The sequence below is a fragment of the Arthrobacter sp. 05L45_2 genome (assembly GCF_056397525.1).
Genome location: NZ_JBFTNO010000021.1, coordinates 1 through 25,041, shown reverse-complemented (window position 1 = coordinate 25,041; position 25,041 = coordinate 1). Strand labels below are relative to the sequence as shown.

At 68.9% G+C, this 25,041-nt stretch carries 21 protein-coding genes; 16 read left to right on the top strand and 5 right to left on the bottom strand.

All coding sequences use genetic code 11. The annotated features are described in order from the left end of the window. The 6 genes from AC1DHD_RS03280 to AC1DHD_RS03255 all read left to right on the top strand — a co-directional run. On the top strand, positions 1-280 hold a 280-nt coding region (locus AC1DHD_RS03280), incomplete at its 5' end, for an NAD(P)H-hydrate dehydratase (RefSeq protein ID WP_476878318.1). A 91-nt stretch (positions 281-371) separates the two neighbouring features. Further along, the gene (gene glgX / locus AC1DHD_RS03275) at positions 372-2,612 is read left to right on the top strand and encodes a glycogen debranching protein GlgX (protein ID WP_476878317.1); all 2,241 of its coding nucleotides are present in this window, start codon (positions 372-374) and stop codon (positions 2,610-2,612) included. After that, positions 2,609-4,933: a malto-oligosyltrehalose synthase gene (gene treY / locus AC1DHD_RS03270; protein ID WP_476878316.1), complete on the top strand. Its 2,325-nt coding sequence runs from the start codon at positions 2,609-2,611 to the stop codon at positions 4,931-4,933. The genes glgX and treY overlap by 4 nt, the downstream gene beginning before the upstream one ends. Positions 4,934-4,970: 37 nt before the next feature. Next, positions 4,971-6,749, top strand: coding sequence for a malto-oligosyltrehalose trehalohydrolase (treZ, locus tag AC1DHD_RS03265; RefSeq protein WP_476878315.1), 1,779 nt, complete (start codon positions 4,971-4,973; stop codon positions 6,747-6,749). 14 nt (positions 6,750-6,763) lie between these two features. Next, positions 6,764-7,801, top strand: a complete 1,038-nt coding sequence (gene mgrA / locus AC1DHD_RS03260) for an L-glyceraldehyde 3-phosphate reductase (RefSeq protein WP_476878314.1) — start codon at positions 6,764-6,766, stop codon at positions 7,799-7,801. A gap of 190 nt (positions 7,802-7,991) precedes the next feature. Continuing rightward, positions 7,992-9,077 (top strand): inositol-3-phosphate synthase, encoded by a 1,086-nt coding sequence (locus AC1DHD_RS03255; protein WP_476878313.1) that lies wholly within the window; start codon positions 7,992-7,994, stop codon positions 9,075-9,077. Positions 9,078-9,152: 75 nt separating this feature from the next. Here AC1DHD_RS03255 and AC1DHD_RS03250 read toward each other — a convergent pair whose 3' ends face one another. Next, positions 9,153-10,874, bottom strand: coding sequence for a formate--tetrahydrofolate ligase (locus AC1DHD_RS03250; RefSeq protein ID WP_476878312.1), 1,722 nt, complete (start codon positions 10,872-10,874; stop codon positions 9,153-9,155). Positions 10,875-10,946: 72 nt separating this feature from the next. Further along, complete coding sequence (gene mshA, locus AC1DHD_RS03245) at positions 10,947-12,212, bottom strand: D-inositol-3-phosphate glycosyltransferase (RefSeq protein ID WP_476878311.1); 1,266 nt, start codon at positions 12,210-12,212, stop codon at positions 10,947-10,949. Between the two features lie 97 nt (positions 12,213-12,309). Here mshA and AC1DHD_RS03240 point away from each other — a divergent pair, with 97 nt between their 5' ends. After that, entirely contained in the window at positions 12,310-12,846 is a 537-nt protein-coding gene (locus AC1DHD_RS03240; protein WP_476878310.1) for an N-acetyltransferase family protein, read from the top strand. Here AC1DHD_RS03240 and AC1DHD_RS03235 read toward each other — a convergent pair. Next, a complete protein-coding gene (locus AC1DHD_RS03235) occupies positions 12,843-14,306 on the bottom strand; it encodes a family 4 glycosyl hydrolase (protein WP_476878309.1) in 1,464 nt (487 codons plus the stop codon). The two genes, AC1DHD_RS03240 and AC1DHD_RS03235, sit on opposite strands and share 4 nt — an antisense overlap. 82 nt (positions 14,307-14,388) lie before the next feature. Here AC1DHD_RS03235 and AC1DHD_RS03230 point away from each other — a divergent pair, with 82 nt between their 5' ends. The 6 genes from AC1DHD_RS03230 (at position 14,389) to tsaD (ending at position 20,001) form a co-directional block, all read left to right on the top strand. Continuing rightward, positions 14,389-15,480, top strand: coding sequence for a carbohydrate kinase family protein (locus AC1DHD_RS03230; protein WP_476878308.1), 1,092 nt, complete (start codon positions 14,389-14,391; stop codon positions 15,478-15,480). Positions 15,481-15,829: 349 nt separating this feature from the next. Further along, positions 15,830-17,047, top strand: a complete 1,218-nt coding sequence (gene alr / locus AC1DHD_RS03225) for an alanine racemase (protein ID WP_476878307.1) — start codon at positions 15,830-15,832, stop codon at positions 17,045-17,047. Continuing rightward, complete coding sequence (tsaE, locus tag AC1DHD_RS03220; protein ID WP_476878306.1) at positions 17,044-17,688, top strand: tRNA (adenosine(37)-N6)-threonylcarbamoyltransferase complex ATPase subunit type 1 TsaE; 645 nt, start codon at positions 17,044-17,046, stop codon at positions 17,686-17,688. Before alr ends, tsaE begins: the two co-directional genes overlap by 4 nt. Positions 17,689-17,690: 2 nt before the next feature. Then, positions 17,691-18,362, top strand: a complete 672-nt coding sequence (gene tsaB / locus AC1DHD_RS03215) for a tRNA (adenosine(37)-N6)-threonylcarbamoyltransferase complex dimerization subunit type 1 TsaB (RefSeq protein WP_476878305.1) — start codon at positions 17,691-17,693, stop codon at positions 18,360-18,362. A gap of 38 nt (positions 18,363-18,400) precedes the next feature. Beyond that, entirely contained in the window at positions 18,401-18,901 is a 501-nt protein-coding gene (gene rimI / locus AC1DHD_RS03210; RefSeq protein ID WP_476878320.1) for a ribosomal protein S18-alanine N-acetyltransferase, read from the top strand. Positions 18,902-18,909: 8 nt separating this feature from the next. Then, a complete protein-coding gene (gene tsaD / locus AC1DHD_RS03205) occupies positions 18,910-20,001 on the top strand; it encodes a tRNA (adenosine(37)-N6)-threonylcarbamoyltransferase complex transferase subunit TsaD (RefSeq protein ID WP_476878319.1) in 1,092 nt (363 codons plus the stop codon). Between the two features lie 37 nt (positions 20,002-20,038). On the opposite strand, the gene AC1DHD_RS03200 is transcribed toward tsaD, so the two are convergent. Continuing rightward, positions 20,039-21,190 (bottom strand): glutamate--cysteine ligase, encoded by a 1,152-nt coding sequence (locus AC1DHD_RS03200; protein WP_476878304.1) that lies wholly within the window; start codon positions 21,188-21,190, stop codon positions 20,039-20,041. Positions 21,191-21,479: 289 nt separating this feature from the next. Between AC1DHD_RS03200 and AC1DHD_RS03195 the strand changes: the two genes are divergently transcribed. Further along, a complete protein-coding gene (locus AC1DHD_RS03195) occupies positions 21,480-22,313 on the top strand; it encodes a shikimate 5-dehydrogenase (RefSeq protein ID WP_476878303.1) in 834 nt (277 codons plus the stop codon). Positions 22,314-22,366: 53 nt separating this feature from the next. On the opposite strand, the gene AC1DHD_RS03190 is transcribed toward AC1DHD_RS03195, so the two are convergent. Continuing rightward, positions 22,367-23,608, bottom strand: a complete 1,242-nt coding sequence (locus tag AC1DHD_RS03190; protein WP_476878302.1) for a class I SAM-dependent methyltransferase — start codon at positions 23,606-23,608, stop codon at positions 22,367-22,369. A 56-nt stretch (positions 23,609-23,664) separates the two neighbouring features. On the opposite strand from AC1DHD_RS03190, the gene AC1DHD_RS03185 reads away from it, so the two are divergent. Together AC1DHD_RS03185 and groES are read left to right on the top strand one after the other, a co-directional pair. After that, on the top strand, positions 23,665-24,090 hold the full coding sequence (locus AC1DHD_RS03185; RefSeq protein WP_476878301.1) for a hypothetical protein: 426 nt from the start codon (positions 23,665-23,667) through the stop codon (positions 24,088-24,090). Between the two features lie 657 nt (positions 24,091-24,747). Then, positions 24,748-25,041: co-chaperone GroES (gene groES / locus AC1DHD_RS03180; RefSeq protein WP_056737866.1), on the top strand; the 294-nt coding region annotated here is incomplete at its 3' end.

Sequence of the window (25,041 nt, the reverse complement as noted above, 5' to 3'; positions counted from 1 at the left end):
GTCGGGTGCCGTGTTCAGCCAGGCGGAAGCGAGCCCCTGGATGGCCACCGCCGGCAGCGGCGACGTCCTGGCCGGGGTACTGGGCGCCCTGCTCGCCCAGCTCGCGGAGGACACCGGTGCGTTCAGCGCCGTCGGCATCGACGGCCCCGACCGGTGGGCCGCCATCGCGGCGATGGCGGCGAGCCTGCACGGCCGCGCCGGGACCGCGGCCTCGGACGGCGGCCCGTTGACGGCGTCGGACATCGCGAAAACCCTCCCGCGGGTTATCGCAAGGCTGTAACAAAAACGCCCGCGCTGGGGCCCCGGTCAATTACTAACCTTGCTTACAAGTAGTCTGTCTAGAGATTGTCCGCATCGCACGAGGAGTACACATGGAAGTCTGGCCCGGAACGGCTTACCCGCTGGGAGCCACCTTTGACGGCACCGGCACCAATTTTGCGCTGTTCAGCGAACAGGCCGAGCGCGTGGAGCTTTGCCTCCTGGGCGACGACCTGAGCGAGACGCGGATCGAGCTGACCGAGGTGGATGGCTACGTCTGGCACTGCTACCTCCCGCAGATCCAGCCCGGCCAGAAGTACGGGTACCGGGTGCACGGCCCCTACGACCCGGCGAGCGGAAACCGCTTCAACGCCAACAAGCTGCTGATGGACCCGTACGCCAAGGCGATCCAGGGCCAGATCGACTGGGACCCGGCGCTCTTCTCCTACGAATTCGGCGACCCGGACTCCCGCAACGACGCCGACTCGGCGCCGCACACCATGCACGGTGTGGTCATCAACCCCTTCTTCGAATGGGACGGTGACCGCCAGCTGCGGATCCCGTACCACGAGTCGGTCATCTACGAGGCGCACGTCAAGGGCCTTACCGAGCTGCACCCGGAGATCCCCGAGGACCAGCGCGGCACCTACGCCGGCGTCGCCCACCCGGCTGTGATCGAACACCTGAAGAAACTCGGTGTGACGGCGATCGAGCTGATGCCGGTCCACCAGTTCGTCAACGACGGCACGCTCGTCGAGAAGGGCCTCAACAACTACTGGGGCTACAACACCATCGGCTTCTTCGCGCCGCAGAACACGTACAGCTCCTCCGGCGACGTCGGGCACCAGGTCCAGGAATTCAAGGCCATGGTCCGCGAGCTGCACCGGGCCGGCATCGAGGTGATCCTCGACGTCGTCTACAACCACACCGCCGAAGGCAACCACCTCGGCCCCACGCTCTCCTTCAAGGGCATCGACAACCAGGCCTACTACCGCCTGGTCGACAATGACCAGAAGCACTACATGGACTACACCGGCACCGGCAACTCGCTGAACGTCCGGCACCCGCACTCGCTGCAGCTGCTGATGGACTCCCTGCGCTACTGGGTGACCGAAATGCACGTCGACGGGTTCCGCTTCGACCTCGCCTCCACGCTGGCCCGCGAGTTCTACGATGTCGACAAGCTCTCCACCTTCTTCGAACTGATCCAGCAGGACCCGATCGTGTCCCAGGTGAAGCTCATCGCCGAGCCGTGGGACGTGGGCCCCGGCGGCTACCAGGTGGGCAACTTCCCGCCGCAATGGACCGAATGGAACGGCAAGTACCGCGACACCGTCCGTGACTTCTGGCGCGGCGAGCCCTCCACGCTGGGTGAATTCGCCTCCCGCCTCACCGGCTCCGCGGATCTCTACGAGAGCTCCGCCCGGCGCCCGGTGGCATCCATCAACTTCGTCACCGCCCACGACGGCTTCACCATGCGGGACCTGGTCTCTTACAACGAGAAGCACAACGAGGCCAACGGCGAAGGCAACAACGACGGTGAATCCCACAACCGGTCCTGGAACTGCGGCGAGGAAGGCGACACGGACAACGACACCGTCCTGACCCTGCGCGCCCGCCAGCAGCGGAACTTCATCGCCACCCTGCTGCTCTCCCAGGGCGTGCCGATGCTGCTGCACGGCGACGAGCTCGGCCGCACACAGCAGGGCAACAACAACACCTACTGCCAGGACTCCGAACTGAGCTGGGTGCACTGGGAAGCCATGGACCAGCCGCTCGTGGAGTTCACCGCGTTCGTCAACAAGATCCGCCACGACCACCCGATCTTCCGCCGCAGCCGGTTCTTCGACGGCCGGCCCGTGGTCCGCGGCGAAGGCGAGAAACTGCCGGACATCGTCTGGCTGAAGACTGACGGCACCGAAATGCTGCCCGAGGACTGGGGCAGCGGCTTCGGCCGGACCATCGGCGTCTTCTACAACGGCGAAGGCATCCAGGAGCAGGACTCCCGCGGGCGCCAGATCACCGACGACAGCTTCATCCTGGCGTTCAACGCCCACGACGACGGCGTGGACTTCGCGCTGCCCAACGACGAGTACTCGCCCTTCTGGGAGCTCCTGGTGGACACAGCCGACCAGGCCGACAAGAACGAACCGCTCAAGGCCGGATCCACCCTGACCCTGGGCGCCAAGTCCATGGTGGTGCTGCGCGCCTACTCCGGTCCCGAAGTGGAGGTCGACTACTCCGCCGCCGCGTCGCTGGCCGCCATGGCCGCCGAGGAAGAGGCGCAGGAGGAGATGGTCCAGGCCCAGACCAAGGCCGCGGAAGCCAGCGAAGCGAAGGCCACCGATTCATGAGGACCCCCGTCTCGACCTATCGGCTGCAGATCCGGCCCGGCTTCACCCTGCAGGACGCCGCCGCGACCGTGCCCTACCTGAAGTCCCTGGGCGTCGACTGGATCTACCTGTCGCCGATCCTGACGGCGGAAAAGGGCTCGGACCACGGCTACGACGTCACCGACCCCGCCGCGATCGACCCTGACCGCGGCGGCGCCGCGGGCCTGGACGCCGTCGCCCGCGCGGCCAAAGAGGCCGGCATGGGCGTCCTGGTGGACATTGTGCCCAACCACGTCGGCGTCGCCACCCCGGTCCAGAACCCGTGGTGGTGGTCGCTGCTCAAGGACGGCCAGCAGTCGCCGTACGCCCCGGCGTTCGACGTCGACTGGGACTTCGGCGGCGGACGCATCCGGATTCCCGTGCTGGGCGAGGATGCCGACGTCGACGCCCTCAAGGTGGTCGACGGCGAGCTGCGCTACTACGACCACCGTTTCCCGCTGGCCGACGGAAGCTACTCGGACGGGGATGACCCGCGCGAGGTCCACGGCCGGCAGCACTACGAACTGGTGGGGTGGCGCAGGGCGGACAACGACCTGAATTACCGCCGCTTCTTCGCCGTCAACTCCCTGGCCGGGATCAAGGTGGAGGACCCCGAAGTCTTCGACGAGGCGCACGCGGAAATTGTCCGCTGGTTCCGCGAGGGACTCGTGGATGGTCTGCGGATCGACCACCCGGACGGCCTGGCCGATCCCGAAGGCTACCTCCGGCGGCTGCGCGACGTGACCGGAGGGGCGTACCTGCTGGTCGAGAAGATCCTCGAGCCGGGGGAGGCCCTGCCGGCCGGCTTCGAATGCGAGGGGACCACCGGCTACGACGCCCTGGCCGACGTCGACCGGGTCTTCGTCGACCCCGCCGGCCAGGCGGGCCTCGACGCCCTGGACGCGTCCCTGCGCGGCGGAACCCCGGCGGACTACGAGGATATGATCCATGGCACCAAACGCCGGATCACCGACGGGATCCTGCACTCCGAGCTGCGCCGGCTGGGCCGCCTGGTGCCGGCTGACGCCGGGATCGACGCGGACACTGCGGTCGACGCRCTGTCCGARATCATCGCCGCSTTCCCGGTCTACCGCAGCTACCTGCCGGACGGCGAGGACGTCCTGCGCGAAGCCTGCGCGCTCGCCGCCAAGCGCCGGCCGGAGCTGGAGGCAGGGGTGCAGGCGCTGCTGCCCCATCTGTTGAAAGCGGGTCCCGGGGCCGACGCCGAACTGGGCCGCCGCTTCCAGCAGACCTCCGGCATGGTGATGGCCAAGGGGGTGGAGGACACCGCGTTCTTCCGCTACACCCGGCTGGGCACCCTCACGGAAGTCGGCGCGGACCCCACCGAATTCTCAGTCTCCACCGAGGACTTCCACGCCCGGATGGCGCACCGCCAGGCCGCCCTGCCGCTGTCCATGACCACCCTCAGCACCCACGACACCAAACGCAGTGAGGACACCCGGGCACGGATCTCCGTGCTCGCCGAACTGGCCCCCGAATGGACCGCTGCGCTGCAGCGCCTGCAGGAACTGGCACCGCTGCCCGACGGGCCGCTGGCCAACCTGCTGTGGCAGGCCATCGCGGGCGTGTGGCCCGCGGACCGGGAACGGCTCCAGTCCTACGCGCAGAAAGCGGCGCGCGAGGCCGGCAACTCGACCGACTGGCTGGATCCGAATGAGGACTTCGAGGCCAAGCTGACGGCCGCCGTGGACGCGGCGTTCGACAACCCCGGAGTGCGCGCCGAACTCGACGGGCTCGTGGCCCTGCTGGACCCGTACGGCGCCGCCAACGCCCTCGGCGCGAAACTGGTCCAGCTCACCATGCCCGGCGTGCCCGACGTCTACCAGGGCACCGAGTTCTGGGACCGGTCGCTCACGGATCCGGACAACCGGCGGCCCTTCGACTTCGCTGCGCGCCGGGACGCCCTCGCTGCGCTCGACGCCGGTGAGCTGCCGGCGTCGTACCGCGACGATGCCGCCAAGCTGCTGGTGACCTCCCGGGCGCTGCGGCTGCGCCGGGACCGGCCGGAATACTTCACCGGCTACACGCCCGTAGCGGCCACCGGCGCCGCCTCCGGGCACCTGATCGCGTTCGACCGCGGTGCGGGCACCCCGGGAGCCGTCACCCTGGCCACCCGCTTGCCCCGGGGCCTGGAGCAGCGGGGAGGTTGGCAGGATACTGCCATCCGCCTCGACGCCGCCATGACGGACCAGCTCAGCGGCCGGTCCTTCGGCCCGGGCAGCGTCGACGTGGCGGAGATCCTCCGCGACTACCCGGTGGCCCTGCTGGCCCCGGCTGATTGAATCGCACGAACTGACGAACTGACATAGGGGAACGGCAATGACTCTGCCTGCACACGGAACCGCCCGCTTCGACCTCTGGGCACCGGACGCCCGGGAGGTCACCCTCCTGGCGGACGGCCGGGAGTACCCGATGCGCCGGGCCGAAGCCGGAGGCTGGTGGAGCGCGCCGGACGCTCCGGCCTCCGGCGACGTCGATTACGGCTACCTCCTGGACGGGGAGACCACGCCGTTGCCGGACCCCCGGTCCCGTCGGCAGCCCGACGGCGTGCACTCGCTCTCGCGGACCTTCGACGCCGGCAGCCACCAGTGGACCGACGGGCAATGGGCCGGCCGCGAGCTGCAGGGCAGTGTGATCTACGAACTGCATCTGGGCACCTTCACCCCGGAGGGAACCCTGGATGCCGCCATCGGCAAACTCGGCTACCTGGCCGGGCTCGGTGTCGACTACGTCGAGCTGCTGCCGGTCAACGGGTTCAACGGCACCCACAACTGGGGCTACGACGGGGTCCTCTGGTACACGGTGCACGAGGGCTACGGCGGACCGGCCGCGTACCAGCGGTTCGTCGACGCAGCGCACGCCGCCGGGCTGGGCGTCATCCAGGACGTGGTCTACAACCACCTCGGCCCCAGCGGCAACTACTTGCCGAGGTTCGGGCCCTACCTGAAGTCCGGCGAGGGAAACACCTGGGGCGACTCGGTGAACCTGGACGGCCCCGGCTCCGATGAGGTGCGACGCTACATCCTGGACAACGCCGCCATGTGGCTGCGCGACTACCACGTGGACGGCCTCCGGCTCGATGCCGTGCACGCCTTCAAGGACGAGCGCGCGGTGCACCTGCTCGAGGACTTTGGCGCCCTGGCCGATGCCGTTGCCGCCGAGACCGGCCGTCCCGCGACCATGATTGCCGAATCGGACCTGAACAACCCGCGCCTGCTCTACCCGCGGGACCTGAACGGCTACGGCCTCGCCGGGCAGTGGAGCGATGACTTCCACCACGCCGTCCACGTCAACGTCAGCGGCGAAACCACCGGCTACTACAGCGACTTCGATTCGCTCGCCGCCCTGGCCAAGGTCCTCGAGAAGGGCTTCTTCCACGACGGCAGCTACTCAAGTTTCCGGGGCCGGCATCACGGCCGGCCGATCAACACCGCCCTGGTGCACCCTGCCGCGCTGGTGGTCTGCAGCCAGAACCACGACCAGATCGGCAACCGGGCCACCGGAGACCGGCTCTCCCAGACCCTCGGCTACGGGCCGCTGGCGCTCGCCGCCGTCGCGACGCTGACCTCACCGTTCACCCCGATGCTGTTTATGGGCGAGGAGTACGGCGCCACCACGCCCTGGCAGTTCTTCACCTCGCACCCGGAACCGGAACTGGGCAAAGCCACCGCCGAGGGCCGGATCAAGGAATTCGAACGGATGGGCTGGGACCCCGCCGTGGTGCCCGACCCGCAGGATCCGGCCACGTTCACCCGCTCCAAGCTGGACTGGGCGGAGGCGCAGGCCGGCGACCACGCCCGGCTCCTGGAGCTGTACCGGCAACTGATCGCGCTGCGCCGCGCAACCCCGGAACTGGCCGAAGCGGGCTTCGCGGACACCGCCGTCGACTTCAGCGAGGAAAACGGCTGGCTTTTGCTGCGGCGCGGCGGTGTGGAGGTCGCCATGAACTTCTCCGCCGAACCCCGCCGCGTGGCCGTTGGGGGCAGCACGCTGCTGCTGGGTACCGACGACGCCGTGAACCTCGGCAATGGTGAGGTCGCGTTGCCCGGCCACAGCGCCGCCGTCGTCTCAGCCGGCTCACCAGTCGCCCCGGAATAGGACAGGATAAGACCATGACTTATGTTGCAGCGGRAACCCGATACGACACCATGCCCTACCGCCGCGTTGGACGCAGCGGCCTGAAACTGCCGGCCATCTCCCTGGGCCTCTGGCACAACTTTGGCGACGACAAGCCCTTCGAGGTGCAGCGCGCCATCCTGCGCCGCGCCTTCGACCTCGGGGTCACCCACTTTGACCTCGCGAACAACTACGGACCGCCCTACGGCAGCGCCGAGACCAACTTCGGCCGCCACTTCAAGGACGATTTCGCCCCGTACCGGGATGAACTGATCATTTCCACGAAGGCCGGCTACGACATGTGGCCCGGGCCCTACGGCAATTTCGGCTCCCGGAAATACCTGCTGGCCAGCCTGGACCAGTCGCTGGGCCGGATGGGCCTGGACTACGTGGACATCTTCTACAGCCACCGGCCGGACCCGGAGACCCCGCTGGAGGAGACCATGGGCGCCCTGGACCAGGCCGTGCGCTCCGGCAAGGCCCTCTACGCCGGCATCTCGTCCTACACCCCGGAACAGACCCTCGAGGCGGCGCGGATCCTCAAGGAGCTGGGCACGCCGCTGCTGATCCACCAGCCGAGCTACTCCATGCTGAACCGCTGGACCGAGAACGGCAGCCCCAACCTCTTCGAGGCCCTGGACCAGACCGGGGCCGGAGCCATCGCCTTCTCGCCGCTGGCGCAGGGCATGCTCACCGACCGCTACCTGAACGGCGTCCCGGACGACTCCCGCGCCGCCCAGGACAAGTCCCTGGACGAGGCAAGCATTACCGGGGAGAAGCTGGACCGGGTACGTGGCCTCAACCGGATCGCCGAGGGGCGGGGCCAGAGCCTCGCGCAGATGGCGATCGCCTGGATCCTCCGGGAGCAGGGCAAGGGCATTCCGGTGACGTCCGCGCTGGTGGGTGCCTCCAGCGTCCGGCAGCTCGAGGACACCCTGTCTGCCATCAACAACCTGGACTTCACCGCCGAGGAACTGGACGCGATCGACGAGTTCGCCGTCGAGTCCGACATCAACCTCTGGGCCCAGAAGTGAGCCCGGAGCCCTCGCCGCGGCGGTAGTCCCCAAGCGGTAACAGATTCGGTGCCGCGGCCGGGAACAACCTGGACCGCGGCGCCGTTGACTAGAATGCAAGTGAGCCGCATGGCGTTATGCCCGTTTGCCGCCGTCGTACAGCAGAGTACGCCCGCGCCGGGCATGTGAAGTTTGTTCAAAAGGGAGTTTCGTGTCTTCAAATCCGATTCGTGTTGCAATCGTCGGCGTGGGTAACTGTGCCACTTCGCTGGTCCAGGGTGTCCAGTACTACAAGGATGCCGACCCCCAGGCCACGATTCCGGGTCTGATGCACGTGGAGTTCGGCAAGTACCACGTCAACGACGTGCAGTTCGTTGCCGCGTTCGACGTCGACGGCAAGAAGGTGGGCCAGGACCTGTCCGCCGCCATCATGGCCAGCGAAAACAACACCATCAAGATCGCCGACGTCCCGCCGACCGGTGTCACCGTCCAGCGCGGCCCGACCCTCGACGGCCTCGGCAAGTACTACCTCGAGACCATCGATCAGTCCCCGGACGAGCCCGTTGACGTGGTCCAGGCCCTCAAGGACGCCAAGGTCGACGTGATGGTCTGCTACCTGCCCGTCGGGTCGCAGGAAGCCGCCGAGTTCTACGCCCAGTGCGCCATCGACGCCGGCGTGGCGTTCGTCAACGCGCTGCCGGTCTTCATCGCCGGAACCAAGGAATGGGCGGACAAGTTCACCGCCGCCGGCGTCCCGATCGTGGGCGACGACATCAAGAGCCAGATCGGCGCCACCATCACGCACCGCGTTATGGCCAAGCTGTTCGAAGACCGCGGCGTGACCCTGGACCGCACGTACCAGCTGAACGTCGGCGGCAACATGGACTTCAAGAACATGCTGGAACGCGACCGGCTCGAGTCCAAGAAGATCTCCAAGACCCAGGCCGTAACCTCCAACGTCGAGGCCGACCTCGCGGCCAAGGACGTCCACATCGGCCCGTCGGACTACGTCCAGTGGCTCGATGACCGCAAATGGGCCTTCGTCCGCCTTGAGGGCCGCAACTTCGGCGACGCCCCGGTATCGCTCGAATACAAGCTGGAGGTCTGGGACTCGCCCAACTCCGCCGGTGTGATCATCGACGCCGTACGCGCGGCCAAGATCGGCCTGGACCGCGGCATCGGCGGCCCGCTGCTGTCGGCGTCGAGCTACTTCATGAAGTCCCCGCCGGAGCAGTTCAACGATGACCTGGGCCGCGAAAAGGTCGAGGCGTTCATCCGCGGCGACCTGGAGCGCTAAACCCCACCTGTTGCCCTATCACTTTTGGTCCCTCAACCCCCGGGTTAGGGACCAAAAGTGATAGGGCATCCGGCTTTAAAAGAGGCCGACAGGGTTTCCGTCGGCGTCAACGTCCATTCGCATGGCCGCCGGGACCTTCGGCAGGCCCGGCATGGTCATCACGGCGCCGGTCAGCGCGACGATGAACCCGGCGCCCGTCTTGGGAATCAGGTCCCGCACGTGCACCGTGAAGCCCTTCGGTGCGCCGAGCTTGGTGGCGTCGTCGCTGAACGAATACTGGGTTTTCGCCATACAGACCGGCATCCCTGACCAGCCGTTCTTCTCGATCTCCGCGAGCCGCTTGAGCGCCGGAACGGAGAAGTCGACGCCGTCGGCCCCATAGATTTCCTGCACGATGGTGCGGATCTTGTCCTCCACGGACATCTCCAGCGGGTACAGGTGCCGGAAACCGTGCGGGGCGTCGATGGCGGCGGCGACCTTCGCGGCGAGTTCGTCACCGCCGTCGCCGCCTCCGCCGCGGCCCCAGACGTCCGCTACCGCGGCCTGAACACCCTCGGCAGCGCACCAGTCCAGCAGCCACTGCAGCTCCTCCGGGCTGTCGGTACCGAACTTGTTGATGGCCACTACGGGGGTGATGCCGAACTTCTCCACGTTGCGCACGTGCCGCTGCAGGTTTGCGACGCCGGCGGCCAGGGCCTCGACGTTCGGCTCCTTGAGCTGGTCCTTGGCGATGCCGCCGTGCATCTTGAGCGCACGGATCGTGGCCACCACCACGACGGCGGACGGGGCGACGTCGGCCATCCGCGCCTTGATGTCCATGAACTTTTCAGCGCCCAGGTCCGCGCCGAAGCCGGCCTCGGTGATGACGACGTCGGCCAGGCTGCGGGCTGTCTGCGTGGCAATCAGGGAATTGCAGCCGTGCGCGATGTTGGCGAAGGGGCCGCCGTGGACCAGGGCCGGGGTGCCCGCGATGGTCTGCACAAGGTTGGGTTTGATCGCATCCTTGAGGAGCATGGTCAGGGCGCCCTGGACGCCGAGGTCTGCGACCGTGACCGGTTCCCGGTCGTAGGTGTAGCCGAAGGTGATCCGGCCCAGCCGTGCCCGGAGGTCGTCAAGATCAGTCGCCAGGCAGAACACGGCCATGATTTCCGAGGCGACCGTGATGTCGAAACCGTCCTGCCGCGGCACACCCTGGGTGGGGCCGCCGAGGCCGATCACCACTTCACGCAGCGCACGGTCGTTCATGTCCAGGACCCGTTTGAACGTCATCCGGCGCGGATCGATGTTCAGCACGTTGCCCTGGTAGATGTGGTTGTCCACCAGCGCCATAAGGGCGTTGTTCGCCGAGGTGATGGCGTGGAAGTCGCCGGTGAAGTGCAGGTTGATCTCGTCCATCGGCAGGACCTGGGAGTAGCCGCCGCCGGTGGCCCCGCCCTTCATCCCCAGGATCGGGCCCAGCGAGGGTTCACGCAGCGCAATCATCACCCGGTGCCCGGCGCGGGCCAGGGAGTCCGCCAGGCCCACGGTGGTGGTGGACTTGCCCTCCCCGGCCGGAGTCGGGGACATCGCCGAGACCAGCACCACCTTGCCCGGGGTGTGCGCGGCGTCGCGGCGCAGTTTGGCGGGGTCGATTTTGGCCTTGAACCGGCCGTAGAATTCCAGGGCCTCCGGATTGATCCCGGCCGCGGCGGCCACGTCCTCGATGGGCCGCATGGTGGCCCGTTGTGCGATCTCCAGATCGCTCAGGATGCGCCCTGCGGTGCTGGCTGCGGCGTGTTCGGTGGTGTTCTCAGACATCGGTGTCCTTCAGCTCGTGGCTTCGTGGGCTCCGGCCGGCGGTTCCACCCGGGAGGCCCGTCTGGCGTCCGGTCAGTGCGCGTGGCCCGCCGGGATGCTTCGACTTCCAAGGTACTGGACCAGTGCGGCCTGGTAGCTCTCCTGCGTGATCGCGGCGGTGCGTTGCCAGCCGAAATCCTGTGCGTGCACCGACGCGGCCCGGCCCATGTCCTCCCGGGTGGCCGGATCGTCGTGCAGCGCCTCCAGCGCATCCGCCCAGTCCGCCGCCTTGTGGCCCTCCACCAGCAGCCCGGTCCGGCCGTCGAAGATGGCCCGGGACAGCCCGCCGACCTTCGTGGCGACCACCGGCGTGCCGCAGGCCTGGGCCTCCAGGGCCACCAGCCCGAAGGACTCGCTGTAGGACGGCATCACCACGACGTCGGCCGAACGGTACCACCCGGCCAGTTTGGGCGCGCTGACCGGCGGGTGGTGTGTGACGACGTCGTCCATTCCGGCGGCGCTGATCAAGGACTTGAGGTCGAAATCCCGCGCCCCGCTCACCGCACCGAGGATGGTCAGCTGCAGGTCGATGTCCGGGCGCCGCGCACGCAGCAGCGCGGCCGCCTTGACCAGGATCTGCGGGCCCTTGAGCCGCTGGATCCGTCCGGCGAACAGCAGGTGGAACCGGCCCGGTGGGACGTTGTGCTCGGTGCGGGCTCGGCTTCGGAACGCGGGGGTAAAGACGGAAAGGTCCACCCCCGGGGGCGCGACGTCGATGCGGTCCGGGTCGGCGGCGTAGTGCGAGACCAGTTCCGCGGCCTCGGCGCCGGTATTGGCGATCAGCCGGGTGGCGCCGTCGACGATCCGGTGCTCACCGTCCTCACGCCGGCGCGGTTCGGGCTGCTCGCCGGACTCCAGGAGCAGGTTCTTGACCTTGGCCATGGTGTGCATGGTGTGTACCAGCGGCACCCCCCACAGCTCCGAAAGCTCCAGCCCGGCGACGCCCGAGACCCAATAGTGGGAATGGATGACGTCATAGCGGCCGTGCGGCTGGAGTTGGCGGATCCGRTCGATCTCCGCGACCATGCTGTGCAGCAGTGCCGGCAGTTCCTCTTTGGGGAGTTTCCGCGGCGGGCCGGCGAGGACGTTGTGGACGCAGACACCGGGTGACGGGTGCTCGACGGCGGCCTGCCCGGCCGCGGTGGACCTGGTGAAGATTTCCACTTCGACGCCGGTCTCGGCGAGTGCCGCCGCGAGGGCCCGGATGTACACGTTCATGCCGCCAGCGTCCCCGGAACCGGGCTGCTCCATGGGGGAGGTGTGCAGGGACAGGAACGCGACCCGGCGGACCAGCGGCATCTGCTTCCTTCCCTTGGCGTGACGTGGATTCGATAAAACACTACTCCTGTACAGCGGCCCGGCCGGCGGGGTCCCGCCTGATGCTAACGTGACGGCTGTGAACGCACCTGCACAAATCCCTCCCGCGGAGGCACCGTACCGGATCCGCGAGGCCACCGCTGAGGACTGGCCTGCCATCTGGGAGATCCTGGAGCCCGTCATCCGGGCAGGGGAGACGTTCACCTGGGAACGCGACACCACCGAGGACCAGGCGCGCAGCAAGTGGATCAAGACGTCCCCCGGCCAGACCTTCGTGGCGGTCGGGACCGGCGAGCTCGACGGCGTGGTGCTGGGCACCGGGGAGCTGCACGCGAACCAGGGCGGCGCGGGCAGCCACGTGGCCAACGCCGGCTACATGGTGGGGGCAACTCACGGCGGACGGGGTGTGGCCCGGGCCTTGTGCGCCTACTCGCTGGACGCCGCACGGGCCGCCGGGTTCCGTGCCATGCAGTTCAACGCCGTAGTGGAAAGCAATACCCGGGCTGTTGCGGCGTGGCAGGGCATGGGCTTCGAGATCCTGGCCACCATCCCGGAGGCCTTCCGGCACCCGCAGCTGGGCTACGTGGGCCTGCACGTGATGTACCGCCGGCTCTAGGCGTCCGCGGTCCACAGCTCCGTGAGCGCGGGGAACGCGGCCTCATATCCGGCCAGCAGCCGTCCGGCGAGTACTTCCGAATCGACCAGGGGATGCCGGGCGAAGGCCGCCAGCGCCGCCTCCCGCCGGTCGAAGGGCGCGTCCGTGCCTGACGACGGGCCGTCCGCGCCGGACGACGGCGCGTCAGCGCCCCGCGGCCCGGCCGCCCGGACCACCAGCCGTTCCACCTCCTTGATCCGCCGCATCAACGCCAGCTGCGCTTCCGCCGGGCGGTCCTGCGGCAGCGGCACCACGCCGTCGGCGTTCACCCGGCAGGGAACCTCGACGACGGCGTCCGCCGGGAGGCCGGGAATCGCGGCCGACACGGCGCCGCCGGGCCCGGGCACCGCATTGGGGGTGTTGAGGACCAGCTCGGCGTCCCCGCCGCCGGAGAGCGCCCGCATGACCGCCAGCGCGACGCGTTCGTACCCGCCGCCGGCCAGGTCCTCTTCGTCCCGCTGTTCGCCGGCGGTCCGGGCATCGGCCAGGTATCCCTCTTCCCGGGAGCGGCGGGCGGCGTCCCAGAGCCGGTAGGCGTCGGGGCCCCCGGAAGCGAGCCGCGGGTAGAGTCCGGACTGCTGCTGGTGGATGGATTCCCCGCGGGTCTGCGGTGCGGCCTGCATGGCGGCCACGGCGCGGGCGGTGTTGTAGTAGTAATACAGGTACTCGTTCGGCAGGCAGCCCAAGTCCGCCAGGAACGGCTGCGGGAACAGGCGGCCCTCTTCGAAGCCGGCCAGGGCGCCGGGGCTGGCGAGCAGGTCCGGGAGGACGTCACGTCCGCCGGACCGGAGCCGGTACAGCCAGCCCAGATGGTTAAGCCCGTAATAGCCCACCCCGTCCAGCCGCCCCTCCGGGAGGACGACGCCGGCGGCCCGCGCCGCTCGGTGCACCAGCCCGCCGGCCGAGTCGCAGATCCCCACCACCCTGCCGCCGAGCTCAGGGACCAGCGCCTCGGTGACCATCCCGGCCGGATTGGTGAAGTTGACCAGCCACGCTTCCGGGCAGAGGCGTTTCATGGACCGGGCCAGGTCCAGCATGGGCGGGATGGTGCGCAGGGCGTAGGAAATACCGCCCGCCCCGGTGGTCTCCTGGCCCAGCAACCCCAGCCTCTGGGCCACCCGCTCGTCGGCGGTCCGCCCCGCGGTGCCGCCCGGACGGATGGCCGCGAAGACCATGTGCGTGCCGGTCAGGGCCTCGGCCAGGGAGGTGGTGGCCAGGATGGGCGGGCCGCCGCGGGCAGCACCCTCGGCGGCCGCAGGCCCCGGCATGGCGGCCAGCACGGCCCGGATCGCAGCGAGCCGGCCGGCGTCGACGTCGTAGAGCACCAGCTCGCGCACCAGCCCGGCGTAGGGGCCGGCGGAGAGCGCCCGGTAGACCAGCGGCACGCGGAATCCGCCGCCGCCGGCAATCATTAGCCGCATGCCTGCAGTCTATTCGGCACCCGGGCCACGGGCCCGGAGCGCCGCCTTTCGCGGGGTACCGGGACGGCGTAGTGTGCCGTGTATGGACGCGATCCCAGCGCCGCGCTTCGACCCGCTCGCCGCCGTCCGGACCCCCGGGGCGGGCGGCTTCGACCTGCTCCTGACGGGCACCGTGTTCCAGGACATCATCTTCACCGGGTTGCCGCATGCACCCCGGCCCGGCACCGAGATCTGGAGCGACGGGATGGGCAGCTGCCCGGGCGGGGTGGCCAACCAGGCCATCGCCGCGGCCCGGCTGGGGCTGCGCACCGCGCTGGCCGCCGCGTTCGGCGATGACGGCTACGGCGACTACAACTGGAAGATCCTGGACCGGCAGGAACACGTTGACCTGTCGCTGTCCCGGCGTGTCCCGGGATGGCATTCCCCGGTCACCGTGTCGCTCAGCGTCGAGAAGGACCGCTCCATGGTGACCCACGGGCATCCGGCGCCGGTCTCCTCCACCGAGCTCATCGGCTGCCCGCCGCCCGCGCTCGCCGCCGTCGCCGAACTGGGCGAGGAACTGGAACCCTGGGCCGTCGACGCGCACCGGGCCGGCGTCCGGCTGTTTGGTGACGTCGGCTGGGATCCCACGGGCACATGGGCGCAGTCCCGGCTGGAGAACCTGAAATACTTCCACGCCTTCCTGCCCAACCAGCAGGAGGCCATGGCGTTCACCGGCAAGGACAACCCGTGGGCCGCGCTGTATGCGCTCGCGGACCAAGTCCCCGTGGCCGTGGTGACGCTGGGTCCGCAGGGCGCCATGGCGGTGGACTCCGAGACCGGCGAGGAGGAGTGGGTTCCTGCGCTGCCGGTCCCGGCCTACGACCCCACCGGGGCGGGGGACTGCTTCGGCGCCGCGTTTATTGTGGGCTGCCTGGCGGGCTGGCCACTGGGGGACCGGCTGCGGTTCGCCAACCTTTGCGCGGCCCTGGCCGTGCAGCACGTCGGCGGGTCGCTGGCCGCGCCCGGCTGGGGCGACCTCGCCGACTGGTGGCAGCGCGCGAATGCCCGCAAGGAGCGCCAGGGCAGCCAGTGGTTGCGCCGCTACCGCTTTCTGGAGGATATCGTCCGTGACGTGCCGCCGGAAGCGCAACGGCGGGCGACGGCGACCATCGCGCATCTCTCCGACGCGTAGGGGTGGGCGTTGCCGGGGGTGGCTGCGTGGCCTGGATAGCTTGTCGCGGACGGACATGCCCATCCCTGGGCGCGGCGGGTGGGCATACTCGGTAAGTGTCCAGTGGGTGGCGTGAAGGATGGACATGCCCGTTGGTGGTCCGGGCCTTGAGTCGTGTCCGCGGACGGACATGCCCATTCCTGGGCATGGGGGGGTGGGCATATTCCGTAAGTGTCCAGTGGTGGGCGTGAAGGATGGACATGTCCGTTGGTGGTCCGGGGCGGGAGTCCTGTCCACCGATGGGCATGTCCATCCCTGCCCGGCGATCGCGGAATTCAGCACGCCCTGCGACCACCCGTAGAATCGAACGGTGATATACCCAGCAGCAACAGGTGATTTCCGGCCCGCGGCGGAAGCCGGGACCGACCGGGTCGAGGAACGCTCGGCCGTCATTGACCTTGAGGCCATCCGGCACAATGTGCGGCGTCTGGCAGCGGTCGCTTCCCCGGCAAAGGTGATGGCCGTCGTCAAGGCAGACGCCTACGGGCACGGGGCCATCCCGGTGGCCCGGGCGGCGCTCAGCGCAGGGGCCAGTTGGCTCGGTGTCGCGCACATCTCGGAGGCCCTTGCCCTGCGTGCCGCCGGCATCGACGCCCCGCTGCTGGCCTGGCTGCACACCCCGGAAAGCAACTTTGCCGCCGCCGTCGCGGCCGGGATCGACATTGGCTGCTCCGRCTGGGAGCTGGGCCAGATCGTGGCCGCCGCCCGCGAACAGGAGCGCCCGGCCCGGATCCACCTGAAAGTGGACACCGGCCTCGGCCGCAACGGGGCCACCCTCGCCTCCTGGGACACCCTGCTGGGCGAGGCCATGGAATATCAGGACCAGGGCCTGCTGCGCGTCGTCGGGATCTTCTCGCACCTCGCCGTCGCCGATGAGCCCGAGCGCCCCGAGACCGACCAGCAACTGGCCGCTTTCCGCGAAATCCTCGCGATGGCGCAGGACGCCGGCGTCGACCCCGAAGTCCGGCACCTCGCCAACACCCCGGCGACGCTGTCCCGCCCCGACACCCACTTCGACCTGGTCCGGGTGGGGCTCGGCATCTACGGCCTGTCCCCGTTCGAAGAGCAGGGGTCCGCGGAGGTGGGGCTGCGGCCGGCGATGACGGTCCGGACGCTTGTCTCGCACTGCAAGGACGTCCCCGCCGGCCAGGGTGTCTCCTACGGCCTCAACTACCGCACCGMCGGCGCCAGCACACTGGGCCTCGTCCCGCTGGGCTATGCCGACGGCGTTCCCCGCGTCGCCACGGGCGGACCCATCCGGGTGGGCGGGGTGAACTATCCCGTGGTTGGCCGCATCGCGATGGACCAGATGGTGATCGACCTCGGCCCGCTCCACGTCACCGAGGGCGGCCCCAGCGTGCTGGGCGCCGAAGCCGTGATGTTCGGTGACGGCGCCGACGGCGGCCCCACCGCCGAGGACTGGGCCAGGGCCGCGGGAACCAACAATTACGAAATCGTCACCCGCATCAGCCCCCGCGTGCCCCGGCGCTACATCAACGAAGAGGCCACCAGCGGGGCAGCCCAGTGAGCGAACCTGCCTGGGAGCGGACCCTCGAGGTGGGTACCGCTGAACAGACCCACGCGCTCGCAGCCGCCCTCGGTGCAGGGCTGGAGGCCGGTGACCTGTTGGTCCTCACGGGCGAACTCGGCGCCGGGAAAACCACGTTCACCCAGGGACTGGGGGAGGGCCTCGGCGTTCGCGCCGGGGTCATCTCGCCCACGTTTGTACTGGTCCGGATCCACCCCAACCTGCCCGACGGGCCCCGTCCCGGCGGTCCCGACCTGGTCCACGTGGATGCCTACAGGCTCGCGTCTGCCGCTGAAATCGACGACATCGACCTCGAAAACACCATGGACAGCGCGGTCACGGTGGTGGAATGGGGCCGCGACCGGGTGGAGCACCTGAGCGAGAGCCGGCTGGAGATTGAGCTGTACCGCCAGCTCGGCGGCGCCCACGCGGTCGGCGCGCCCCAGCCGCACGACGACGGCGGCGCCCCGCAGCCCGCCCCCACCGACACCGTCCCCGCCGACGTCGTCCTCGATTTCGACACCGACGACGCCGACGAGCCCCGCACCGTGGTCTTCCGCGGCTTCGGTCCGCGCTGGGCCGAGCCGCCGGCCGTCCTCGCCGCACCGCCCGGACGTCCCGCAACCCCGGAAACGGACTGAAGATGCTGATCCTTGCCATTGATACCTCGGCCGTTGCCAGCGCCGCCCTCGTTTCGGACGATTCACCGGAATCGGTGGTGGGCAGCTTCGCCACCGAGGACACCCGCAGCCACGCCGAGGTCCTGGCCCCCGGCATCGCCCAGCTCCTCGCCGAAGCCGGCCTCAGCGGGGCCGACGTCGACGTCATCGTCGCCGGGGTAGGCCCGGGACCGTTCACCGGCCTGCGCTCCGGCATCGTCACCGCCCGCAGCCTTGCGTACGTCTGGCAGAAACCGTTGTACGGGCTGATGAGCCTGGACGCGATCGCCCTGGAGGTGGCCGAGTCCACCGAGGGGGCCGCCGAATTCATCGTCGCCACCGACGCCCGGCGCAAAGAGGTCTACTGGGCCCGCTACGCCCTGGCCGACGGCCAGCTTCCGGAACTGCTCGACGGGCCCCACGTAGGCTTCGCTGCCGGCCTGCCCAACCTGCCCGTCTTCGGTGCGGGCGCCGGGCTCTACCCCGAAGTCCTCGACGCCGTACCCGGATTCGCCGGACGCCAGCCCGAGGCGCTGTCCCTCGGCCAGTTCGCGCTCGCCCGGCTCACTGCCGGACAACAGCTGTTGGACACCACACCGCTGTACCTGCGCGAGTCCGACGCCCAGGTCCCCGGCCCGCGGAAGCGCGCCCTGTGACCGCCGCGCAGACCCCGGCGGGTGCCAATCCTGCCGGGATGAGCCTCCGGCCGATGACGCCGGCGGACATTCCCGCCGTCCATGTCCTGGAGTGCCGGCTGTTCCCGGTGGACGCCTGGCCGCTGCAGATGTTCTTCGATGAACTCGCGCAGACCGAAACGCGGCGCTACCTCGTTGCGGAGTCCGCCGGCGAGATCGTCGGCTATGCGGGTCTGATGTGCATCGAGCCCATCGCGGACGTCCAGACCATCGCCGTCGTGCCCGAACAGGAGGGGCGCGGCATCGGCTCCGCGCTGCTGACCGAACTAATCCGGGAAAGCCGGCTGCGGCATGCCGCGGACGTGCTGCTGGAGGTACGGGCCGACAACCCCCGTGCGCAGCAGCTTTACCGGCGTTTCGGCTTCGAGCAGATCCACGTCCGCCCGCGCTACTACCGGGACGGCGTTGATGCGCTGATCATGCGCCTGCAACTGCACACGGACGGCCGGCCGGCGGCCGGTACCGACGACACCCAGCCAACGGAAGCGGGCCGAGAATGAGCCACCCCCTGCACAGCTCCCAGCCACTGGTGCTGGGGATCGAGTCCTCGTGCGACGAGACCGGCGTGGGCATTGTCCGCGGCACCCGGCTGCTGGCCAACACGGTCTCCTCGTCCATGGAGGAGCACGTCCGCTTCGGCGGTGTCATTCCCGAGATCGCCTCCCGCGCCCACCTCGATGCGTTTGTTCCCACCCTCCAGGAGGCCCTCGCCGATGCTGACGTGGCGCTGGACGACATCGACGCGATCGCCGTCACCTCCGGGCCCGGTCTCGCAGGCGCTCTGATGGTGGGCGTGTGCGCGGCCAAGGCGCTCGCCGTCGCCACCGGCAAACCGCTGTACGCCATCAACCACCTGGTGGCGCACGTCGGCGTCGGGCTGCTCGACACCGGCGACGACGGCGGACCGCAGGTCCCAGCCCTGCCCGAAAATCTCGGCGCGCTCCTGGTGTCCGGCGGCCATACCGAGATCCTGCGGATCCGCAGCATCACCGACGACGTCGAACTCCTGGGCTCCACGATCGACGACGCCGCCGGCGAGGCCTACGACAAGGTGGCCCGGCTCCTGGGCCTCGGCTACCCCGGAGGCCCGGCCATCGACAAACTGGCGCGCACCGGCAATGCGAAGGCCATCCGGTTCCCGCGCGGCCTCACCCAGCCCAAGTACATGGGGACCGCGGAGGAACCCGGCCCGCACCGTTACGACTGGTCCTTCAGCGGACTCAAGACCGCCGTCGCACGCTGCGTGGAGCAGTTCGAGGCCCGCGGCGAAGAGGTGCCGGTGGCCGACGTCGCGGCGGCCTTCCAGGAAGCCGTGGTGGATGTGATCACGGCCAAGGCGGTGCTGGCCTGCCGCGAGAACGGCATTACCGAGCTGCTGCTGGGCGGGGGAGTGGCGGCCAACTCGCGGCTGCGCCAGCTTACCGAACAGCGCTGCCGTGCCGCCGGCATCCGGCTGACGGTGCCGCCGCTGCAGCTCTGCACGGACAACGGCGCCATGGTGGCGGCGTTGGGTGCGCAGCTGGTGATGTCCGGGACCGCGCCGAGCGGGATCGGCTTCGCCCCCGACTCGTCGATGCCCGTGACCTCGGTGTCCGCCTAACGGCCAGCCGGGAGCCCGAGGAGAACCCGCAGGCTGTCTACGCTTCGGGTCCCTTGCGCATCTGGTCGACGAGGTCCAGGACGACGGCGCGCAGGTCACCGCCGTGCTCCGCGGCCACCCGGCGCTGACGCTGGTAGCCGGCGCCGCGCTCGATKATCTTCTCGACGTCGGCCAGCTCCGCGGTGCAGCCGAGCTTCGCGGCGACGGGTTCGAGCCGGGCCAGYGTCTCCCGCAGGTGGTCGGTGACCAGCTGTTCGTTGCCTTCGGCGTCGAGGATGATGATGGCCTCCAGGCCGTAGCGGGCCGCCCGCCACTTGTTCTCCTGTACGTGCCACGGCGGCATGGTGGGGATGGTGCCGCCGTTGTCCAGGATGGTGGAGAACTCGTCCACGAGGCACTGGGTGAGGGCCGCGATCGCGCCGACTTCCTCAATGGTGGCCAGGCCGTCGCAGATGCGCATTTCGATGGTGCCGAGGTTGGGAACCGGGCGGATGTCCCAGCGGATCTCGGAGAGGGTATCGATCACCCCGGTGGTGAACATGTCCTGGACGTAGGACTCGTATTCCTGCCAGCTGGCGAACTGGAACGGCAGTCCCGCCGTCGGCAGCTGCTGGAACATCAGCGCGCGGTGCGAGGCGTAGCCGGTGTCCTCGCCGCCCCAGAACGGGCTGGACGCGGAGAGTGCCTGGAAGTGCGGGAAGTAATTGACCAGTCCGTCCAGGACGGGCAGGACCTTGTCGCGGCTGTCCAGGCCTACGTGCACGTGGACGCCGTAGATGACCATCTGCCGGCCCCACCACTGGGTGCGGTCGATCAGCTTCGCGTACCGTTCCTTGTCCGTGACGGGCTGCAGCTGCGGGGGGCTGAACGGGTGGCTGCCGGCGCAGAAGACCTCCACACCCATGGGGTCGGTCACTTCGCGGACAGCGGCGAGTGAACTGTTCAGGTCCGCTTTGGCTTCCGCCACGGTGGTGCAGATGCCGGTGACGAGTTCCACGGTGTTCAGCAGCAGTTCCTGCTTGATGTGCGGGTGTTCGTCATCCTCGTTCAGTTCGGGGTGCCGGGCAGCGACGCCGCGGAGCACTTCGCCGGCCACGGAGGCCAGTTCACCGGTCTCTGCGTTGACTAGCGCGAGTTCCCATTCCACACCAAGAGTTGATTGCCCGGATGAAGCGAAATCAATCTTCATGTGGTCCCTTCGCTGTTGTGTCGCCCGCCAGTGCTGCGCGCCATGAATGCCCGGTTGTGCTGTGATGCGTGACGGCCTGAACCGACTGCCCCAATGACGGCCTGAACTGACGGTTTGTCCCCACCGTCGGCGTCGGCGTTGGCGTCCGCCGCGGAAGCGGCCTGCTGCGGCACGGCAACGGTGCTCCAAGTCTAGTGCAGGGGTGGCGGCGGACTGGCGGCCAGGTGGCGGCTGTTACGTGAGAGTGTTCACATGGGGCGGCCGCGGCGGGGTGGCGTTTAATTGTGCTGTGCCCATCCTGAATAAAGACATGACCCTGTGCATCTCGCTCTCGGCCCGGCCGAGCAACAACGGAACGCGCTTCCACAACCACCTCTACGACCAGCTGGGCCTGAACTGGATCTATAAGGCCTTCGCCCCCACTGACCTCGCCCAGGCCATCGCCGGCGTGCGGGGCCTCGGGATCCGCGGGTGTGCGGTGTCGATGCCCTACAAGGAGGACGTCATCGCCCTGGTGGACGCGATGGACCCGTCGGCACGGGCGATCGAGTCGGTCAACACGATCGTGAACGACGGCGGCCGGCTCACGGCGTACAACACCGACTACACCGCCATCGAGCAGCTGCTGCAGCGCAACGCGGTCCCCGCCGACTACTCGGTGTGGCTGCTGGGCGCCGGCGGCATGGCGAAGGCGACGGCGGCGGCCCTCCGCGATGCGGGTTTCCGGCGGGTCACCATCATCGCCCGCAACGAGGAGGCCGGCCGGGCACTCGCCGGCCTGTATGGCTTCGACTGGCTCGCGGCGATTCCCGCCACGGGGACGGGCGCCGGGGCCGCGGACATGCTCATCAATGTGACGCCGGTGGGCATGGCAGGCGGCCCGGACGCCGACGCGCTGTCCTTCCCGCAAGCCGCAGTGGACGCCGCGAAGGTGGTSTTCGACGTCGTCGCCCTGCCAGCCGAGACACCCCTGATCAAGGCGGCACGCGCGGCCGGCAAACCCGTCATCACCGGAGCCGAAGTGGCCACCATCCAGGCGCTCGAACAGTTTGTGCTCTACACCGGCGTGCGGCCCGACGCCGAGCAGGTCCGTGCCGCCGAGGAGTTCATGCGCGCCCAGTAGCGGGCCTGTAGCGGGCCTGTTTGTTTATGCGGACTCGGCTCGGGCCGTTGGGCTCAGGCGGACTCGGCTGACACCGGCTCCACCGAAATGGCCACCCGTTCCTCGCCGATCCTGGTCAGGACCAGGGTGGCCGTCTTCTTCGCCGCATTCTTGCCGGTCTTGCCGCCCGGGAGCAGCTGCTTGCGGAGTTCCTCAGGAGTGACGGCGGTGCCGCGCTTCTTGATGTCCAGGACGCCGACGCCGTTGTCCCGCACCCAGGCCTTGAGGAGCTTGACGTTGAACGGCAGCACTTCCAGGACCTTGTAAGCGCGGGCGAAGGGGCTGTCGCGCAGGTCCGGTGCGCAGATGTAGGCGATGTGTTCATCCAGCAGGTGCCCGCCCAGCTGGAGCGCGACGTCGGCCACCAGGCCGGCGCGGATCACGGCGCCGTCGGGCTCATAGAGGTAGCCCTCCACCGGGCCCACGGGGGCCTCGGGTCCGGCGTCGAAGTCCTCGGTGCTGGTGAGTTCCGCGGCGCCCTGCGGCCCCAGGACCAGCGCGGCGCGCCGGATTCCGGGCCGGCGGACCGCGTTGAACCAGAGCGCCACCTCGGTGACGTCGCCGCCCACCGAAACCCATTGGGCCTCGCAGCCGGCGGGCACGGAGGCGTGCGGCATGCCGGGGCCCATCTTCACGCCCACGGCGCGGCCCGAACCTGCCAGCGATTCCACAAAGGACAGCGGCGGCGAGAAATCTTCCGGATCCCAGAGCCGTTTGGTTCCCGAGGACGAGGTGGTGCGCCGTGCAGGGTCGAGCCAGACTCCGTCGATCCCCTCGAGCGGGACGGCGGCGGCGTCGGCGTGGACGACGGTGGCGTTCCGGAACGGGATCAGGTTCATGGTGGCGCAGGCGGCGGTGGTTTCATCGAGTTCCACGGCGGTGACCGTGATGTCCAGGGAGGCCAGAGCCATGGAGTCGGCGCCCAGGCCGCAGCCCAGGTCCGCCACGTGGGCCACCCCGGCCTCGGCGAAGCGCTGCGCATGCCGTGCAGCCACGGTCAGCCGTGTGGCCTGTTCCAGGCCGGCCCGGGTGAAAATCATCTGCCGCGCGAACTCGCCAAACTTGGCCTCGGCCTTGGTCCGCAGCCGGGACTGGGTGAGTGCCGCGGAGACCAGTTCGGGGGAGTGCCCGGCCTTCCGGAGCGAGGCGTTTAGGCGGAAAGCCTCCTCCTCCCGGTAGGGCCCGAGCGACGCGAGCAGCTCCCAGCCTTCCGGATTGAGCAGCGGGGCGATCTGGTCCTGCGTCGTCTCAGCCATGCCATCAAGCGTAGTTCAGGCGCGGAACGCCCGGCGCGACCGATAGGCTGGACGGCATGAACGGCAGGGACACAAACGACTTCGGCACGGCAGGCACCAGCGAGCAAACCGGCGGGGAGGCCGCGGCGGAGGCCGTGCGCAGCACGGGCATTGCGCGTTTTGCGCGACCGGCCCTGATCGCGGGCTGCGTGGTCGCGGTCGTCTGCGTGGCCTTGCTGGTCATCATCTTCTTCCTGGATTCCTTCAACGCGACCGTCTACTCCGTGGGCGGCAAGGACGTGAAGGACGCCACGGACGAGGCGCGGGCCATCCGTGACACCTACGCCGCAGCCAAGGTTGGCGGCATAATCTTCCTCGTGCTGGGCGCGCTGGCTGCACTCGCAGGCGGCTTCGTCCTGTACCGCGAACGCAATTCGACCCCCCGCATCGACGAGGACGACGACGGCCAGGACTGGGATTACGAGGACCTCGCCGGGGAGTAGGCGGGCTGGGGGTGTCGGGTTCCGGGGGGTGCCCCCTACCGCCCACGATGGACATGTCCATTTTTCAGTGCCAGGAGTGGGCATGATCCGGATATGTCCACTGGTCGGTGCCACCACTGGACATGTCCATCCTTCGGCGCCAACGTTGAGCGTGCCCGCAAGTACTCCTCGGACATGTCCCTAGTTCAGAGCGGGGCCGCGATGGACATGCCCATTCTTCAGCGCCAGGACTGGGCATAACCCGGATATGTCCACTGTCAGGTCCCACCAATGAGCATGTCCATCCTTCGGCGTCAACGTCGCGCATGTCCGCAAGCACTCCGCGGGACATGTCCAGCGGCGACACGCCCCAACCGGCATGTCCATTGTTCAGAGCCAGGACTGGGCATGCGCATCGGGACCACTGGGCATGTCCATCGGCCGGCGCGAAGGATGGGCATGTCCGTCTCAGGCGTTCACCCACGACGAACTTCTGGCACTCACCTTGACCGAGTGCTAACACCTTACATAGAGTCGTCGTTAGCACTCTCCCTAGGCGGGTGCTAACACCTGAAGCTTCACCAGCCTGGCTGCTGCCGGCACCGCGACGACGGTCTGTACGCCTTGGCACCACAGCTTCAACGTCCACGAATTTGCTGATGAAAAGGAGAGGTCCGAGTGTCGGTCTCTATTAAGCCTCTTGAGGATCGTATTGTTGTCCGCCCGCTCGAAGCTGAGCAGACCACGGCTTCCGGCCTGGTTATCCCGGACTCCGCGCAGGAGAAGCCGCAGGAAGGCGAAGTTGTCGCAGTTGGCCCCGGCCGCTTTGACGACAACGGCAACCGCGTTCCCGTAGACGTCGCCGTCGGCGATGTTGTCATCTACTCCAAGTACGGCGGAACCGAAGTCAAGACCGGCGGCGTCGAGTACCTCGTGCTGTCCGCCCGCGACGTTCTGGCGATCGTCGTAAAG

Bases quoted from the DNA above. Each gene is read 5' to 3' on its own strand.
- glgX (WP_476878317.1), top strand. From the start codon at position 372: ATGGAAGTCTGGCCCGGAACGGCTTACCCGCTGGGAGCCACCTTTGAC.
- treZ (WP_476878315.1), top strand. From the start codon at position 4,971: ATGACTCTGCCTGCACACGGAACCGCCCGCTTCGACCTCTGGGCACCG.
- AC1DHD_RS03250 (WP_476878312.1), bottom strand. From the start codon at position 10,874: ATGTCTGAGAACACCACCGAACACGCCGCAGCCAGCACCGCAGGGCGC.
- AC1DHD_RS03235 (WP_476878309.1), bottom strand. From the start codon at position 14,306: ATGCGGCTAATGATTGCCGGCGGCGGCGGATTCCGCGTGCCGCTGGTC.
- AC1DHD_RS03230 (WP_476878308.1), top strand. From the start codon at position 14,389: ATGGACGCGATCCCAGCGCCGCGCTTCGACCCGCTCGCCGCCGTCCGG.
- tsaB (WP_476878305.1), top strand. From the start codon at position 17,691: ATGCTGATCCTTGCCATTGATACCTCGGCCGTTGCCAGCGCCGCCCTC.
- rimI (WP_476878320.1), top strand. From the start codon at position 18,401: ATGAGCCTCCGGCCGATGACGCCGGCGGACATTCCCGCCGTCCATGTC.
- AC1DHD_RS03190 (WP_476878302.1), bottom strand. From the start codon at position 23,608: ATGGCTGAGACGACGCAGGACCAGATCGCCCCGCTGCTCAATCCGGAA.
- AC1DHD_RS03185 (WP_476878301.1), top strand. From the start codon at position 23,665: ATGAACGGCAGGGACACAAACGACTTCGGCACGGCAGGCACCAGCGAG.